Origin of the sequence: Pelagibacterium sp., assembly GCF_048264985.1 — a bacterium.
In the GTDB taxonomy this organism is placed as follows: Bacteria; Pseudomonadota; Alphaproteobacteria; order Rhizobiales; family Devosiaceae; genus Pelagibacterium.
In genome coordinates, this window is record NZ_JBLXCL010000012.1 from 34,732 (window position 1) to 49,582 (window position 14,851).

30 protein-coding genes and 2 pseudogenes are annotated in these 14,851 nt (G+C 59.2%); 30 read left to right on the plus strand and 2 right to left on the minus strand.

What is annotated here, in order from left to right; all coding sequences use genetic code 11:
* Positions 1–113: 113 nt before the first annotated feature.
* Positions 114–341: a helix-turn-helix domain-containing protein gene (locus ACN0TA_RS17560; protein ID WP_417585371.1), complete on the minus strand. Its 228-nt coding sequence runs from the start codon at positions 339–341 to the stop codon at positions 114–116.
* A 106-nt stretch (positions 342–447) separates the two neighbouring features.
* Between ACN0TA_RS17560 and ACN0TA_RS17565 the strand changes: the two genes are divergently transcribed.
* From ACN0TA_RS17565 to ACN0TA_RS17580, 4 genes are all read left to right on the plus strand, one after another.
* Positions 448–1,101 carry an XRE family transcriptional regulator gene (locus tag ACN0TA_RS17565; protein WP_417585427.1) on the plus strand — a complete coding sequence of 218 codons (654 nt, stop codon included), beginning with the start codon at positions 448–450 and terminating at the stop codon, positions 1,099–1,101.
* A gap of 277 nt (positions 1,102–1,378) precedes the next feature.
* Entirely contained in the window at positions 1,379–1,882 is a 504-nt protein-coding gene (locus ACN0TA_RS17570) for an ImmA/IrrE family metallo-endopeptidase (RefSeq protein WP_417585373.1), read from the plus strand.
* Between the two features lie 92 nt (positions 1,883–1,974).
* Positions 1,975–2,241 carry a hypothetical protein gene (locus ACN0TA_RS17575; protein ID WP_417585375.1) on the plus strand — a complete coding sequence of 89 codons (267 nt, stop codon included), beginning with the start codon at positions 1,975–1,977 and terminating at the stop codon, positions 2,239–2,241.
* Positions 2,242–2,402: 161 nt separating this feature from the next.
* Positions 2,403–2,660: a DUF1654 domain-containing protein gene (locus ACN0TA_RS17580; protein WP_417585377.1), complete on the plus strand. Its 258-nt coding sequence runs from the start codon at positions 2,403–2,405 to the stop codon at positions 2,658–2,660.
* 328 nt (positions 2,661–2,988) lie between these two features.
* Here the strand turns inward: ACN0TA_RS17580 and ACN0TA_RS17585 are convergent, their stop codons facing one another.
* Positions 2,989–3,252 (minus strand): hypothetical protein, encoded by a 264-nt coding sequence (locus ACN0TA_RS17585; protein WP_417585379.1) that lies wholly within the window; start codon positions 3,250–3,252, stop codon positions 2,989–2,991.
* A 50-nt stretch (positions 3,253–3,302) separates the two neighbouring features.
* Here ACN0TA_RS17585 and ACN0TA_RS17590 point away from each other — a divergent pair, with 50 nt between their 5' ends.
* The 26 genes and pseudogenes from ACN0TA_RS17590 to ACN0TA_RS17715 all read left to right on the plus strand — a co-directional run.
* The gene (locus ACN0TA_RS17590; protein ID WP_417585381.1) at positions 3,303–3,668 is read left to right on the plus strand and encodes a hypothetical protein; all 366 of its coding nucleotides are present in this window, start codon (positions 3,303–3,305) and stop codon (positions 3,666–3,668) included.
* The gene (locus tag ACN0TA_RS17595; protein WP_417585383.1) at positions 3,665–3,835 is read left to right on the plus strand and encodes a hypothetical protein; all 171 of its coding nucleotides are present in this window, start codon (positions 3,665–3,667) and stop codon (positions 3,833–3,835) included. The genes ACN0TA_RS17590 and ACN0TA_RS17595 overlap by 4 nt, the downstream gene beginning before the upstream one ends.
* 124 nt (positions 3,836–3,959) lie before the next feature.
* Positions 3,960–4,103 (plus strand): hypothetical protein, encoded by a 144-nt coding sequence (locus ACN0TA_RS17600; RefSeq protein ID WP_417585385.1) that lies wholly within the window; start codon positions 3,960–3,962, stop codon positions 4,101–4,103.
* 63 nt (positions 4,104–4,166) lie between these two features.
* A pseudogene (locus ACN0TA_RS17605) lies at positions 4,167–4,616 on the plus strand (DNA cytosine methyltransferase); the annotation flags it as partial.
* Between the two features lie 211 nt (positions 4,617–4,827).
* The gene (locus ACN0TA_RS17610) at positions 4,828–5,196 is read left to right on the plus strand and encodes a hypothetical protein (RefSeq protein ID WP_417585429.1); all 369 of its coding nucleotides are present in this window, start codon (positions 4,828–4,830) and stop codon (positions 5,194–5,196) included.
* Between the two features lie 114 nt (positions 5,197–5,310).
* Complete coding sequence (locus ACN0TA_RS17615; protein ID WP_417585387.1) at positions 5,311–5,634, plus strand: hypothetical protein; 324 nt, start codon at positions 5,311–5,313, stop codon at positions 5,632–5,634.
* A gap of 37 nt (positions 5,635–5,671) precedes the next feature.
* Positions 5,672–5,884 (plus strand): DUF551 domain-containing protein, encoded by a 213-nt coding sequence (locus ACN0TA_RS17620; protein ID WP_417585389.1) that lies wholly within the window; start codon positions 5,672–5,674, stop codon positions 5,882–5,884.
* A 90-nt stretch (positions 5,885–5,974) separates the two neighbouring features.
* A complete protein-coding gene (locus tag ACN0TA_RS17625; RefSeq protein WP_417585391.1) occupies positions 5,975–6,241 on the plus strand; it encodes a hypothetical protein in 267 nt (88 codons plus the stop codon).
* 504 nt (positions 6,242–6,745) lie between these two features.
* Complete coding sequence (locus ACN0TA_RS17630; protein WP_417585393.1) at positions 6,746–7,114, plus strand: hypothetical protein; 369 nt, start codon at positions 6,746–6,748, stop codon at positions 7,112–7,114.
* A complete protein-coding gene (locus tag ACN0TA_RS17635; RefSeq protein ID WP_417585395.1) occupies positions 7,111–7,545 on the plus strand; it encodes a hypothetical protein in 435 nt (144 codons plus the stop codon). Before ACN0TA_RS17630 ends, ACN0TA_RS17635 begins: the two co-directional genes overlap by 4 nt.
* Positions 7,546–7,639: 94 nt before the next feature.
* Positions 7,640–7,981, plus strand: a complete 342-nt coding sequence (locus tag ACN0TA_RS17640) for a hypothetical protein (protein WP_417585397.1) — start codon at positions 7,640–7,642, stop codon at positions 7,979–7,981.
* Between the two features lie 115 nt (positions 7,982–8,096).
* Complete coding sequence (locus ACN0TA_RS17645) at positions 8,097–8,384, plus strand: hypothetical protein (RefSeq protein WP_417585399.1); 288 nt, start codon at positions 8,097–8,099, stop codon at positions 8,382–8,384.
* Positions 8,381–8,551: a hypothetical protein gene (locus tag ACN0TA_RS17650; RefSeq protein WP_417585401.1), complete on the plus strand. Its 171-nt coding sequence runs from the start codon at positions 8,381–8,383 to the stop codon at positions 8,549–8,551. Before ACN0TA_RS17645 ends, ACN0TA_RS17650 begins: the two co-directional genes overlap by 4 nt.
* A gap of 2 nt (positions 8,552–8,553) precedes the next feature.
* The gene (locus tag ACN0TA_RS17655) at positions 8,554–9,165 is read left to right on the plus strand and encodes an ERF family protein (RefSeq protein ID WP_417585403.1); all 612 of its coding nucleotides are present in this window, start codon (positions 8,554–8,556) and stop codon (positions 9,163–9,165) included.
* Positions 9,162–10,037 (plus strand): lambda exonuclease family protein, encoded by an 876-nt coding sequence (locus ACN0TA_RS17660; RefSeq protein WP_417585405.1) that lies wholly within the window; start codon positions 9,162–9,164, stop codon positions 10,035–10,037. Before ACN0TA_RS17655 ends, ACN0TA_RS17660 begins: the two co-directional genes overlap by 4 nt.
* Positions 10,037–10,567 (plus strand): HNH endonuclease signature motif containing protein, encoded by a 531-nt coding sequence (locus tag ACN0TA_RS17665; RefSeq protein WP_417585407.1) that lies wholly within the window; start codon positions 10,037–10,039, stop codon positions 10,565–10,567. Before ACN0TA_RS17660 ends, ACN0TA_RS17665 begins: the two co-directional genes overlap by 1 nt.
* The gene (locus ACN0TA_RS17670) at positions 10,551–11,012 is read left to right on the plus strand and encodes a single-stranded DNA-binding protein (RefSeq protein WP_417585409.1); all 462 of its coding nucleotides are present in this window, start codon (positions 10,551–10,553) and stop codon (positions 11,010–11,012) included. Before ACN0TA_RS17665 ends, ACN0TA_RS17670 begins: the two co-directional genes overlap by 17 nt.
* Positions 11,013–11,061: 49 nt before the next feature.
* Positions 11,062–11,460 (plus strand): winged helix-turn-helix transcriptional regulator, encoded by a 399-nt coding sequence (locus ACN0TA_RS17675; protein ID WP_417585411.1) that lies wholly within the window; start codon positions 11,062–11,064, stop codon positions 11,458–11,460.
* Positions 11,429–11,884 (plus strand): hypothetical protein, encoded by a 456-nt coding sequence (locus ACN0TA_RS17680; RefSeq protein ID WP_417585413.1) that lies wholly within the window; start codon positions 11,429–11,431, stop codon positions 11,882–11,884. The genes ACN0TA_RS17675 and ACN0TA_RS17680 overlap by 32 nt, the downstream gene beginning before the upstream one ends.
* Before the next feature lie 87 nt (positions 11,885–11,971).
* On the plus strand, positions 11,972–12,160 hold the full coding sequence (locus ACN0TA_RS17685) for a hypothetical protein (RefSeq protein ID WP_417585415.1): 189 nt from the start codon (positions 11,972–11,974) through the stop codon (positions 12,158–12,160).
* Positions 12,157–13,005: a hypothetical protein gene (locus ACN0TA_RS17690; RefSeq protein ID WP_417585417.1), complete on the plus strand. Its 849-nt coding sequence runs from the start codon at positions 12,157–12,159 to the stop codon at positions 13,003–13,005. Before ACN0TA_RS17685 ends, ACN0TA_RS17690 begins: the two co-directional genes overlap by 4 nt.
* Positions 13,002–13,667, plus strand: a complete 666-nt coding sequence (locus tag ACN0TA_RS17695; protein WP_417585419.1) for a Lar family restriction alleviation protein — start codon at positions 13,002–13,004, stop codon at positions 13,665–13,667. Before ACN0TA_RS17690 ends, ACN0TA_RS17695 begins: the two co-directional genes overlap by 4 nt.
* A complete protein-coding gene (locus ACN0TA_RS17700; protein WP_417585421.1) occupies positions 13,668–13,883 on the plus strand; it encodes a hypothetical protein in 216 nt (71 codons plus the stop codon).
* 60 nt (positions 13,884–13,943) lie between these two features.
* The gene (locus tag ACN0TA_RS17705; RefSeq protein ID WP_417585423.1) at positions 13,944–14,315 is read left to right on the plus strand and encodes a hypothetical protein; all 372 of its coding nucleotides are present in this window, start codon (positions 13,944–13,946) and stop codon (positions 14,313–14,315) included.
* A gap of 23 nt (positions 14,316–14,338) precedes the next feature.
* Positions 14,339–14,596 carry a hypothetical protein gene (locus ACN0TA_RS17710; protein ID WP_417585425.1) on the plus strand — a complete coding sequence of 86 codons (258 nt, stop codon included), beginning with the start codon at positions 14,339–14,341 and terminating at the stop codon, positions 14,594–14,596.
* Between the two features lie 3 nt (positions 14,597–14,599).
* Positions 14,600–14,851: pseudogene (locus ACN0TA_RS17715) on the plus strand (hypothetical protein); the annotation flags it as partial.

Consider the following 14,851-nt stretch of genomic DNA (forward strand, 5'->3'; position numbering starts at 1 on the left):
TTTGTTTCCGCTTTCCGGGCACTGGATAAATCCTCACCCTCTCCGCTTCGCTTACCTGTCCGATCCGTTGGTCCTAAGATGGGAACCATGGAAACCACTGACAGGGATGTCTCTTATGCCGCTTCGCTCGACTGCTTCAGGAAAGGCGGGAAAACCTTGTCCAAGGTGCAGCGAACGCCAAGCTGGTTCAGTGCCTTAACGATCAATCGGGCGTCTTCCAGCTTCAGCGGGCGAGCGCCAGATTCGTAGTTAGCCAGCCTGGACTGCTTCCAATTGAGCTTCCGGTGCAGGGCCGCCTGGGTGATCCCGGCCGCCTCTCGTAGCTCGGCGATTCGGTTCATTGCCTTACTCCTGTGATCAATGCGCATAGGATAAACACATATCGTGTTATTAGCAAACACAAAGAGTGAGCGCAACATATTTCATAGCGTGATTAAAATCAGCGACATGAAGACACTCGGCGCTCGTATCGCTCACTACAGAAACCGTGCAGGCATGTCACAAGCAGGTCTTGCTAAGGCATGCAAATGGGCTTCCCAGTCACGCGTTGGAAACTACGAAAAGGACACGCGTGAGCCGTCCTTGGACGACATTGCTCTGATGGCGGATGTGCTTCGCATCCCTAAGGAGTGGCTGCTACTTGGCGAGGGCGGCCAGTTCGACGCGGACGACGCCAGCAACGTCGAGCAAGGCCCGCCAATCGTGAGCCCGTACCGGGCTATCCCTATCGTCGGGACAGCACAGATGGGCGCAGAGGGCTATTGGTATGCCCTGGAAGAAGCTGACGGCACCGTAGACGCCTACTCCCGCGACGCCAGCGCCTATGCGCTACGCCTAAAGGGCGACTCCATGGCCCCCGCGATCCGCAGCGGCTGGATTGCAGTCTGTGAACCAAACGGCCGACTGGTACCAGGTGAATACGTCATGATCCGCCTGCGCGATGGGGAAAGCATGCTGAAGCTGCTGGGCTACGCCAACGATGTCGAGGTGGGCGTGCTCTCCGTCAACCCGGCCTACGACATGCGTACCATCGCCTTCGATGACATCGAACACATCCACTTCGTCGGCGCCATCGTGCCGCCGAGTAAGGTCAGGCTCTAACTCAGCCAAACGATAGATAGCGCCGTCCTGGAGTAGCTGCCGTCAACTGCGAGAGAGCTACAGACCCCGGCGACTTTAAGTAGCTCGGGGAATGAGCTTGAGAGCCGTATGAGGACGACTGACCCGCGCCGTTGTCTGTATTTTAAGGTATACATCTGGCCTCATTTGGCTTATAGCTGTTGCTATACACTTAAAGTGGAATGTCGCTATACTCGCCCGCCCTGAAAAACCGCGCGGTCGATTCGGGATCAATTCATCATCGCCCCAGGAGGTTGCAGTGAGCGAAATCGCTAACAAGTCATCCCTGGAAATTATGGACGCCAAGGCCGCCCTTGACGCCTATTGGGATGGAAGCCTGCCTATCGATCCGGCAAAGCTAGCCCGTCGCGCTGGGGCCTCGGTCGTAGCTGATCCGCGAATGCGTGAAAAAGACCTGAGCGGCAGCTTCGATCTGACCGCCAGCGGCCCGCTCATCACAGTGAACCCGTCCGACGCGAAGGTTCGCCAGCGGTTTACTGTCGCACACGAGCTTGGCCATATGTTTCTGAAGCATGGCGCCGCTTTTCGCGACAATGCCAGGAATTACACAAGTGCAGCGCTGCTAAAAGAGCGGGAAGCAAATAACTTCGCCGCCGAGCTATTGATGCCAGCCGAGGTCTTGCAATGGCTGATACAAAAGAAGGACCTGACGTCGATAACGGCGCTAGCCCAAGCCCTGAATGTATCAGGCGCAGCGATGGAGTACCGACTGAAGAACCTGGGTCTACTCAGACGTCGATAGTCGACTTTTCGCTCGACAACGCGAGCGTTCTAGCCGATGAGCGCTCCAAAAGCGAGCTTGAGGAACTGAAGCGACGCTATCAGTGGCGCGGAATGATCTTCAAGACGCTCTTCATGTTCGCAGCAGCAGTCCTTGCCACGTTCGTGCTCTACGTATGGGGTGGAATAATTGCTGGCAAACCGCACGATCATATGCTGCTTTGGCTGCTAGCTGCGTTCCCGCTTGCGTTGATGCTCATCTTGATGAGGCTTTCCAGCGAGCCAAGGGAGGAGGATAAACTCCCGACGGGTACCGTGGCCGATCTTTTCAAGGAAGCCCTCGCCGTCGCAAAGGAATACGTGGTCAAGAAGTTTTCCTAGTTCGAAACCTGTCACCTTGCCGAGGTCTTCGAAGCTTAGCTTGGTCCCGACTGGCCGATCCGCTCCAAAACTTTACACAATTAATCTCACCCTCCCCGTTCCGATTGAACTTTCGCTAACCCCTTATTACTGTACGGATATCCAGCAGTAAGGAGCTAGCCATGAATCGGACTCAGGCCCACACCATCACCCACCAACGCCAAGCCTCCAGCTATGGCCGCCTGGTGCGGCGCATCAACCACCTCATCACCACACCGCGCGCGCAGTACGAGCGCCAAGCTAACCTCACCCGCCAGCCGGACGACCGGCCCGAGGACTGGGAGCGCCTTCTCGAAGAGATCGAACAGACAGACAACGTGACCATGCGCCGATGGCCAGATGGAAGCGTCCACGTCATCTGGACCGGATCAGAACACTGAAACCATAGCCCGCCACTGAGCGGGCTTTTCTTTGCCTGTGATTAAAATAATCACATCGCGTGTTGACACGATAAACACAATGCGTGATTATTCACCCATCGAAGCGAAACACAGCGACGACAGCGACGACAGCAACACACAACTCCGGAGATTCGCCGGATAGGGCGGGAAGGCCGAAACCTTCTCCTAGCCCCCGCAAGGGGACCGACTAGCGATGAGTTCTTTGACATAGCGACAAGCGCACCGATGGCCGCCAGTAGCGGGTCGGTGTGAAGCAAGTATTGCTGGAGCGCCTTCTGATGAGGGCGTTCTGGAATGCGAGCGCTAGTTACTTACGGCGACCAGCTCCAGGGCTACCGCCGCGAAATACTTGGGTTTCCAAGTACAGCGTATCGCCCTCGCCTGGCTGATACGGCGTCTTACGCTCAATTCTGCAGCCCTTGCACATGATCGGCGCCGGGCTCCAGCTGTAGTGATAACGGAATTTTGATTTGCAGAACCTGCAGGTCTTCTCAGGCCATTCCTTGTCGCGCCGCTCGGCTGTTAACGAGGCTTTCAGCTGGCGAAGAAGATCAAGACTTTTGGCATCCATGGTCACCTCCTTGTTTGCCAGAACATTATCAGACCGATTCGGAGAATCACATGGACACCATCCAAATTGATGGTTGGCAAGGACGCCTCGGCGAAGGCCTGGCACCGCGCCAGTTGCTTGCCGTTCTCTGGGCAGCAACAGACAAGACGGCAAAGGAAATCGCACGGCTGATGGACTGCAGCCACTACACCGTCAAGCAGCAGCTAGACGACGCCCGCTTCAAGCTGGGCAACCAGCGCACAACACGCGGCCTCTGCCTTGAAGCCATGCGCCGGGGAATCATCGCTCCCCTGGTGCTGGCGTTATTGGTAGGCGGAGAGCACGCACAGGTGCGCCCGATACGCCGCCCAGACGCGCCCAGGACGCAGCTAGTAGTCAGAGCTCAGCGACTGGATGAGGCAGGGCTTACAGCATGACGAAAATCAGGATCTCGGACTTCCCCGAAGAAGTGCAGATAGAGCTCGAAATTCAAGCTGAGGCTGCGGGCATGAGCATAGAGGAATACGCGGCCGATCTTCTGCGCGAAGCACTGGATGATCTGGCCAAAGACGTTAGCGACGCGCAAAAGCCAGTCGTGCACTGAGACGACTCGGCATAGCGCGCAACGGAGAACGGAACATTCACTTCTGGCCATTCGCAAGAGTGGCCAGCGGGAAGATAACCGAAACGAACTACCGAGGATTCCTTAGCAGATCAAGGAGGCACGTATGAAGAAGACCGAGCCTGAACCGCCGAGCAATCCACCCGCCCCGCTCGAGCTGGTCCCAAAGGATCGCGGCACCGAGCAGTTCCCCTACGGAAGACAGGCGGTAGGCCAGCGCGCAGATCTGCCGTTTACGGTGGGCCGCTGACAAGGGTTAAGCGAGTGCATGAGGTGGAGTTGGTGGCGTGATGGATTAACAAGCGAGGCGCAGATGGCCGCGTATTACAACGAGCATGACCCATACGCGGCTCAGTGGCTGCGCAATTTGATCGCCGCTGGCCACATCGCGCCTGGCGACGTAGACGAGAGGAGTATCGAGGATGTCCGCCCTGCAGACCTCGCCGGTTACACGCAATGCCACTTCTTTGCAGGCGTTGGAGTCTGGTCCCTCGCTCTTCGTAGAGCCGGATGGCCAGATGACGTTCCTGTATGGACCGGGAGTTGCCCATGCCAGCCTTTCAGCGCGGCAGGCAAAGGAGCTGGGTTTGCTGATGAGCGCCACCTCTGGCCAGCGTTCAATTGGCTCATCGAGCAGTGCCGCCCTCCAGTCGTCTTTGGAGAGCAGGTTGCAAGCAGCGACGCAGGCCCTTGGCTCGACCTTGTACAAGCTGACCTGGAAGCCATGGAGTACGCCTTCGGGGCCGTCCCGTTCCCGTCTGCGGGCGTCGGTGCCCCGCACATCCGCGACAGGCTCTACTGGCTGGCCAACGCCGGCAGCACGAGACTTTATAAGCGCAAGCGCCTCGCAGGAGTTTCTAGCGAGCCGCCTGCTGCAGACACGCGGAAAGCCTCTCTCGGAATGCGCCTTCGCGACGCTAGCAGGCTGGGCCACTCCGACAGCGAACCAACCAGGCGGGACGCCGGAGCAGCACATGCAATGCAAGCTGGATATGGGGCGAAGCGTGGCAACGGTGACGGATCTAGGGATGCAGGCGAGCTACTTCCTGGCAGGCTGGCCGACGCCAATGGCGGGAACCCCGGCGCAGAACGGGAACAACGCAGCGGGCAACAACGACATCAGCCGGAAGACGGTGGATTGCTGCAAGACGGATCAGCCGGCCCGGTTAACGGCCTCTGGCGAGATGCTGACTGGCTCTTGTGCCGGGATGGAAAGTGGCGGCCAGTTGAACCCGGCACATTCCCGCTGGCTCATGGCGCTACCTCCCGAGTGGGACGACTGCGCGCCTACGGAAACGCCATCAATGCTGAAGCGGCGCGGATCTTCATTCAAGCCGCGATGAGGCCTAACCCATGCCCACCCTCCCCGAGCTGTACCTAATGGCAGCCGTTCTATTAGCCACCCTGGCTTATGAGGTGTGGCTGGAGAGGCAGAGATAAACAACGGAGCTACCGAAATGGAAATCATATTTAAGGCTTCAAGCGTTTCTGCAACACACCTCGGCAGCGGCTACGGAAGCTATCTAGAAGTGACTGCCGAAGCGGTGGGGCGAGAAGTTGCCGAAGCGCTCGACCTAGACGACCGCCTGTACGACCTGGACCCGAGCGACATTCTGCTTGAGGTGCCAGCCGAGAAGATGCTGGAAGCGATCGGCGAAGAAGACGTGCGCAAGTGGCTGCTTGCGAACAGCGACCCGGACGACACGCTGGAAGCCATCGGCGAAGAGACGATCAGCGAGTTCATGTCGCACGCTGGCAGCGACAATAACCTTCCCGCCTAACCGCCCCATGGGCACCCATCAGCACATAGGAGATGAGATGAGCGAATGGATAAGCGTGACCGAGCGATTGCCTGACGCCTACTTTATGCCAGCAAATGTTCTGGCTTTTACCACTAACCAGAACACCATGTGTGCCCTGTTTTTGGAGGGCCAGTTCACTCTGGTAACGGTCATGGACGGGCTTTCTAGCAACTGGGAGTGCTACGGCAATATCACCCACTGGATGCCACTTCCCCCGCCCCCGCAATGACCCCCTATCACGGCTTACTCCTCCTCACCGCTATCTGGATCGTATGGATTGTCTGGGAGTGGTGGGGGAGGAATTGGAAGGAGATGGATGATGGAAGATAAAACAGGCGGGCCGGCGTTTCCAAGCGAAGGCGGCCACAAGTTCGTTTCGGGCAATGAGATACGGAAAACGCTTCCTAGCCCCGGCATTTCCGTTCGCGATTACTTCGCGGCACATGCTCCGATCACGATGGCTGACGCCAAACTTGCTTTGGAGGACATTGGCGAAAAGGTATTTTCGGGCGATCAACTCATGGAAATGCTGGCTCAGATGCGCGGCCTGTACGCAGACGCAATGTTGGCAGACCGCACCAAGTAACAGGCGAGCGCAGCGCCCCTTCGGGATACCTGCGACAGGGATAAGCCGGTAGTGCCCTGATTGCGTAAAACACCGGCAGCCGTTGGCGGGCTCTCACAGCTTGCCCGTTGAGATGGCCGATTCGCTCCCGTAAGGAGCGTGTATCGGAGAGTGATCTGGCGCGGACCGCGAGCCTGATGCGCGGCCGGCGTGAACGGGTAGCCCCCATGTAGCGCCGGCCGGTGCCGGACCTGATCAATCTGGCGAGAAGCCCAGCATGTCTTCCCTGTTCGACTCAGGGCAGATCACTCCCCGATGCAGTGCGGCGTGGAAAGCAGACACGCAGCCGTGAGGCCGAAAGGCGGCAGTCTGAGACTGTACGGCGCAATAGCCGGAGTAGCGTCCGGCCACTGCATCACCTCCTACCCTCCCCAGCACTCACCGCAAAGCCTCCCCTTGTACCTCACTGGTCCTGCGATACAGGACGGGGGCTTTGCAGTGGGTGCCATTCCGCGAGGATTCAGCATGAACGCACTAGCACGCGGCCAGCGGCGTCGAGAGTCGTCCCTGCCTGCTGATAACACAACGCTCGAAGAAGCCCTGCACGAGGGGCTGGACGAGCTTGAGCCGTCCATCGTCGCGGCCTACGCCGAGTTTGCTGCGGACAAGGTTGAGATTCCGGTCGAGATGGCCGCCTCGCTGATCATTGAGATGGGCCTGAAATGGCGCTGGGACAGCACGCAAGCAGTCATCGGGCAGCGTAATCCGGGGCTTGCATTGGCCCTCGGCGACATCGTCCGAAGCATCGACAAGCTCCAGGCGGCATTCATCGAACACGAAGCCGAGCGGCGCCGCAAGGAAGCCGAACAGATAAAGCACGGGAGAGCGGCATGAGCAAGGAAGTGAACTGGCAGGAAGAGTGCCTGAAGAAGGGCTTCGAGTACGTCCGCGAGCCTGACGACCACTACGTCATCGCGGATCCATCCGAGATGGTTGCCCTGCTGCGTGATCTGCTGGGCGTGGACGTGCGCACCAAAGATGGCGACAGCTACGGAGTCGCGGTGTGCGAACTGCAGGAGCAGGTCGATGGACTGATCAGCACGCTCCATGCGCAACAAGCCGAGCGCGACGCCCTTCTCGCTGAGCGGGATGCGCTGCGGTCGGCATTGGAACGTTTCTATAACGCCAACCAAGCTCGCCTCAAGCTGCTGAGTCGCGAGGCATACCTCGACATGCAGCGTCTTCCAGGAATGCGAGACGCTTTGTACGAAATGGATGATGCGCAGCACCAAGCATTCGCCGCCCTGCAAGGAGAGCAGCCATGAACGCCGTAACCGAACTCGCCGGGGCCTTCGGGCTGCTAGGCGTGGCTGGCTTCCTAGCCTACTTGGCCCATGTCGGCCTGTTGGGGGGCGTGTGATGGATGACAGGGAATTGTTGGAGATGGCCGCGAAGGCTGCTGGGGTTACTGGCGGATGGGGCGACAAGATCGAATACCACAACGGCGCAGTTGATCTGCGGGACATTTGGATTCTTGAAGGTGACGACTTCGTGCCATGGAACCCACTCGACGACGACGGCGATGCGCTGCGGCTGGCTGCCGGTCTATGTCTGAATGTTCTGTCTTCAGAGGCTTGCGTTGTTGTAGAAGACGAAAATGGCGTTGAGTGCATCGAATACATGTACGGCCCCGAAGACTACACGTCAGGCTGGCGCCGCGCCATCGTCCGCGCAGCAGCCGAAATCGGGAGGGCGATGTGATGGCTAGCCAAAGACAACGATCCCTGCGCTACGCATGGTGGCGCGGCTTTCTACTGACGCTGGCCGGGATTACCGGCTGGTTCTATCTGAGCGGACTTGCAGGGATGGTGACGGGATGAAAATGCCGCCAGATGAAAGAACGATCATCGCGCCAGATGGCGGATGGGAAGAATCCAGCTGGTATCAGGTTGAAGTTGCGTTCAGGCAAGGCAACCCGGTGCATAAGGCTCTGCTCTACACCGGCTTCCTCAATGGGATTCGAAGCGATCGCAAGAAGGGCAGCCCCGGCGGGTACCACATTTTGGTCAACCCGTCCTGGGATCGAAATTGCTTCATATCTGACCTGCACTACCTGAAGCCTATCGCGTGCCTAGGCCAGCTTACGAAGGACCAGTACATATGAACCGCACCCTTCCCCTCCCCTACGACACCGGCCCGCACGACGACACTCCATCAGGCCACAGCTTCGCAGCTGCTTGGTGGACCCTTACCGGGTTCGGCGTCCTTTCCGCAACGCTCGCTTTCGGCCTCATTGGTGAGGCGGCGATCTTTTACTTCTTCGGAGGTTGAGCATGAACAAGTCAGAACAGATCAACGAGCTGGCCGCAGCGCTTGCCAAGGCCCAGGGCGAGCTTGAGAACGCCAGCAAGTCCAGCAACAACCCGCACTTCAAGAGCAAGTACGCCGACTTGGCTGAGATCCTGAACACGGTGCGCCCTGTGTTCGCTTCGCACGGCCTATCTGTATCTCAGTGCCCGAGCTTTGAGGCCGGCATTGTCAGCGTAGAGACGGTCCTGATGCACAGCTCTGGCCAGTGGATGAGCAGCACGATCAGCGCGCCAGTTAGCAAGCAGGATGCGCAAGGCGTTGGTTCAGCCATCACCTACTGCCGCCGCTACTCGCTGGCAGCGGTCGCAGGCGTGGCGCAGGAAGACGATGACGCGAATAGCGCAGTTGGCCACGCGCCGCGTCAGCAGCAACGCCCTGCGCCGCAGCCTGAAAAGCCTGCGAAGCCACGGATCAGCGCCGATCAAGTAGCCACGCTGCGGGAAATCATTGCCGCCTCCAATATCGACGAGGCCGCATGGTGCGCAAGCATTCGCATTCCGTCGCTCGACCTGCTGCCGGCCGAAAAGTTTGATGGAGCCCTGGCGCACCTGGAAAGCCAGAAGGAGGCCGCATGACTTCTCTCAACGCATTTCAGGGCGCTGACTGGCTAGAACAGCGCATTGGCCGAATCACTGGGTCGCGGGTTGCTGCGATCCTCGGCCTAGACAAATACAAGAGCCGCGACGATGTGATGCGCGACATGGTGCGCGAGTACCACGGCGCCGAATCGGAGTTCACCGGCAACGAGGCCACGGCTTTCGGACATGAGCACGAGCCAGAAGCCATCGCGGCATACGAGGATCAGGCTGAGTGCCTGATCATCTCTACCGGCCTGCATATTCACGCAGAACACGACTGGCTGGCCGCGTCGCCAGACGGACTTGTCGGGCATGACGGGCTGATCGAGGTGAAATGCCCGTTTCGCGCCACTTACACGACGCTGGCTGAGGTGCCGCACTACGCCGCGCAAATCCAGCTTCAACTGGCCTGCACTATGCGCGACTGGTGCGACTTCGTGATCTGGCGCGATGGCGAAATTATGGTTGAGCGCGTCGAGGCTGATCCGCTCTGGCTGTTCCAGCACATGCCCGCCCTTGAGGCTTTCCGCGCTGAGTATCTAGCGACCATCGCCAGCGAAGAGAAGTCGGCGCGCCACCTGATCCCGCTTATCCGCGAAGACCTCACATGGTCGGCGCTAGAAGCTGAGTATGCCGACGCCAAGGCCGAAGCGGACAAGGCCGGCGCCCGGCTGGAAGCGGCGAAAAAGGCGCTGATTGCAGAGGCGGGCGAGCAGAGCCAGAGAGGCCGGTTGGTTCATGTCATTCGGTCGGAACGCTCCGGCACCGTCGATTACGCCAAGGCCATCGAGCGCTACGCGCCAGGCGCCGACCTGGCGGCCTATCGCAAGAAACCAACCGTTGTTTATTCAGTTAAGGAGTGCCGCTAATGGCGCGCGGAGTTCCGGCGCAAATAGTCGATCTGTACGAGTTCGGTTTCAGTCTGCCGGAGATAGAGGGCTTGATCGGCTTGTCTCGTTCGACGGTGCGTTACCACGTCCAGCGCGCAGGGAAGCTCAGAAGCCGCTCCGATGGAGTTCGATCTGCAGCCGCGCAGGGGCGCCTTGGTTCGGGCATGCGAGGGAAGCGGCGCGAGTTTACGGAGCAGCACAGGGAGCGAATCAAGGAATCGATGGCTGCCTATGCAGACGCTCACGCATGCGGGATATCGCTTAAACCAAGCGGCTATTTAGAAATAACAAGAGGAGAGCATAAAGGCCGATCCCAGCACCGCGTTATTGCCGAGCAAATGCTAGGCAGGCCTCTTCAGCCAGGAGAGCACGTTCACCACGTCGACGGCAACCGCGCTAACAACAACCCATCGAACCTTCAAGTAATGACTGCTGCAGAGCACGCCAGCCTGCACGCAAAAGCCAACGCTATTAACAGACGGAGAAACCAAAATGGCACGTGGAATTAACCGCGTCATCCTCATCGGGAATTGCGGCGGCGATCCCGAAACTAAATACCTACCCAATGGCAATGCGGTGACGAACATTACGCTAGCCACTACCGATAGCTGGAAGGATAAGCAGACCGGCCAGCAGCAGGAACGCACCGAGTGGCACCGCGTCGTGCTGTTCGGCAAGGTCGCAGAGATCGCGGGCGAGTATTTGCGTAAGGGCAGCCAGTGCTACATCGAAGGCCGTCTTCAGACCAGGGAATGGGAAAAGGACGGCGTGAAGCGGTACACCACGGAGGTTGTGGTGGATATGGGCGGCACGATGCAGCTGCTCGGGGGGAAGGCTGAAGGTGGCGACAGGCCACAGCGACCACAGCAGCAAAACCAGCCCCGCCCACAGAGCCAGCCGCAACAGCAGCCCGCGCCGGACTATGACAGCTTCGACGACGACATTCCGTTCTAAATCAATGACTTAGGGCGCTCCTCGGCGCCCTCCTCCCCGGACAATAACCATGCAAGACTACCGATACGACCGCGTTAACTCGCTGGCGTCGCACGAGGCTGCGCGCCAGGAAATAGCCCGCAAGATGGCCGCATTCGAGGCTGAGCACGGCCCCGTTGAAACTACCCCGATCCTCACCACTGACAAGCGGATTCCCTACCGCATTAGCTGCCCGGAGCGGAAGCAGCAGCGCCTAAGCGACGAGGCGGTGAAGGTTCGCTCACGCGCCAAGGTCAACGATGAACGCCAGCAGGTACATGCACGCAACATCGAGCGAATCCAGGCGCTAGCCAACTGCCAGTTGAACACCAAGGAAATAGCCAAGCGCACCGGCCTTTCCGCGTCGACCGTCAGCAAAATTATCCGGGAGATTCGAGATGCGAAGCACGCTGCCTCGGGCCAGGCTTGAGCGAATCAGCCGCGCCATCCTTCGGCAGTTCCGGGTATCGGTCGTCAATATCGACCCCGAAGGCCGGCAAGGCCTGATGGACTGGAAGACCTGCAAGAACATCGCGCCAAGCCACAAGATCGCCGAAGCGGTCTGCGACATCGCGCACCGCTGGGTCATCTACATCGGCGCGTTCTGCATCGATGACCAGGGCCGGCGTTACATGAAGTCGACCGAAATAGCCCCTGACGGCATGTACAAGTCCGACAGCCTGGCCGAGGTGCTTGAGCACTGCTACCGGGAGCTGCTGGCCGGATGCAATCCGAACCACAAGATCGGCTCTGGCTGGATCGCTGTGCCGGGCGGCAAGGGGCTGGATGAGGACCAAGCCTATCGCGTGTTCGATGCGTGTGGCGCTTGGCCTGAGAGGCGCGCTGTCGCATGACCCGCCCCATCTATTGCAGAACCACACCACGCAAATTGATCGGCGACTGCGCCTGCCTACGGTGCGTCCCGCCGAAGGAGCGCACCCATGTTCACCGAATCAGCAACAGTCCGCCGCATCAACCGGCAGTGCGTCATCTGGCTGCACAATCCGACCAATACCCGATACGTGAAGGTAGTTAGCAATGGCGCTGTGACGCTGATGCAGGGCGAGGCAAACCACCTGTACGTCACGGACGATGAATTGAGCAACGCAGAGCTTTGGAGCCAGGTATGACCATCACCACAGACAACAGCCAGACGCTAGTCAATGCGCTGGAAGAGATAAAGCGGCTAGAGGGCGAGGTGCAGCTGGAAATGGAGCGGCACCGCAAGACGTGGCGGCAGTTGGAGCAGGTGACGGGGTTGCTGCGTGACACAGCATCGGTCGCAATCACGATGCTTTATGACAGTCACAAGGCAGACGTATTAGCGGAGTTCAAGGTGCCGGAGCTGGAGGCCGTCGTTGATGCGAGTAAGCATCTGCAATCACATCGTGTCGAGCATGTATATCGACGTGCCTGGGACGCCGCCCTATCCCAGCAGGCCGAGCCGGCCCCAATCAACCAGTGCGACGGATGCCAAGCTGGGATTCCGGCTGACGAAAAAGGCTATCACCGCATGGGTAAGCCTGGCGGTTATGCCGACCTGATGTATTGCGAGAGGAAACGCTACGTTAGCGAGCCAGCCCCGGCGCAGGATGCGCTACTGCCAGATGAAATTCACCAGATGGCGTTCGAAGAAGGACAGCCAGCAGAGGACGGCGATGGTTACCTGTTCACGGCAGAGGAATTCGACTTGTTCGTCGAGCGCCTTTTGAGTCGCGCCACACGCCCCGCGCAGACCGAGCAGCAGCCTGCTGCCTACCTTCGTGCATCCGACCTTGAGCGGCTGTCTCCGGACCATGTGGCAGGGTGTGCCGCATCGCTCAGCAAGGAACCTGGAGACGGGCGGGTTGCAATCTACGCCGCCCCCATCGCGCAGACCGCCCCGCGCTGCCAGTGCTGCGGGTATCTGGTGACCGATAGCGAGCATCGTGGCTGTCTGCGTGCTGCCAGCCCCGCCAAACGAGGTGATGCATGAGCGAAGAACTGAAGTCGTGCCCGTTTTGCGGGCAACAAGATGCGTTCGTCGAGCAGCTGGATTCGGATGCCTCGGTGGTTATCTGCCAGGGCATGGTTGACGAGCATTGCGCCTGCCTGGCGCGCGGACCAGTCGGCGTGCAGCAAAGCGAACTGGAAGACCAGCCGGGCCGGGATGCAGCCATCGAGGCTTGGAACAGCCGCGCCAAGCCCGCAGAGGCGGAAGGGATTGATGTGATTGGCTACATGGATGGCGACTACCGCCGCGACCAGCCGAGCATTTATATCCCTCACGTCAGGATCGTGAAGTCCTGCGCGAAGGGCGAAGCGCTGATGACTGTCACGCAGCACCTCGCCGCCCTGTCTGCCGTGACCGCCGAGCGGGGCGCTCTGAAACACGCGCTAGACGTCAAGGAAGAGTTCTATCAAGACGCATTGCACTCGCACATCGTCTTGGCTCGTCAGGTCAACCAGCTCCGCGCCGAGGTCGAGGCGCTGCGGAAGGATGCGGAGCGGCTGGAGTTCGTCGAAAACCATTGGTTCTACGAAGAAGAAAGCGGGCGATGGACGTTCATGTATGGCGAGGACTGGAATAAGCCAGGACTTACATTCCGTGATGCCATCGATGCAGCTCGCGCCGCCATGGATGCGAAGGAGGAGTGAATGAAAGAGTTGATTCCTTGCACCGAGTACGACGGCACGAACAACAAGTGCCGGAGCGGCCATGTTCGCCTGCATCCGATCTGCCGTGGCATATCCCACGGCTGCCAAAGCTGCGGCGCTGGAGATGTGCCGATGCGCATGATGGATGACCAGCCGCAACACCTAATCCGCAAAGACGGAATGCCGCTTGGCTGGCCTGTTCCTCTGACTCGCTAATTCCCTAACCCACACACCACATCACAGCCTGCCGGCGAGAGTCGGCTGGGAGGATTTGCTATGACTACTGAAAACCCGACGTACTGGTCAGACAACGAAGAAGACTGGAACTGCGACTGCCTCAGCGACTTGCTGGCTGGCAATGACGAGCTGAAGGCGGGCGACACGGTTTACTTCGGAACAGGGGTAACCCCACCAGCTACCGCTTTTATCAGTGCATATGACGTTCTCGAAATGATGGGCGAACGCGCTTATGACAACTTCGGCGAGCACGCCGAGGACTTCCCATGCGTTACGGCCGAGGCGAAGGCAGAGCTCGAAGCGATGCTGAGCGATTGGGTGAATCGCCACTGCCATCCAGCCTTCTACCGGATCACAGACGTGACCGAATACGTGCTCACGGAAGAAGACATTCAGGACGCCAACGCCTAGCCCCAATGCGGGAGGAGATAGAGATGACAGACAAGACCGGTGCCGAGTTCGAGGCGTGGTGGATCAAGAAGCCCCACCGCGAGCAGTTCGAGGACGTGAAGGATCAGATGCGGAATGTGTGGCTGGCGTCGCGGCGGGAGCTGGTGGTTGAGCTTCCCGAAAAGCTGACGTGCGATGACGGTTATCCGAGCGACGACATGATGATGTGCAATGAGCACAACCGCGCAGTTGACAAATGCCGCGCCGCCATCGAAGCAGCCGGCGTAACGGTGAGGGGGTGAGGGATGGCCAGATACCAGACGGTCAAGAAATTTGCAGAGGCAACCGGCTACACTGAGCACGCAATCCGGTCCAAGCTCTCCAAAGGAGTCTGGCCCCTGGGTGAAATCTGGATCAAGGCACCGGACGGCCATGTGCTGATCAGCGTGGAAGGGTACGAAGCATGGGTGGAAAGCGGAATGGAGTCCGGCGCGCGTCGGCCTCCAGCATTGAAATCAGTTTCATGTACGAAGGGACGCAGTGTCGTGAGCGTCTCC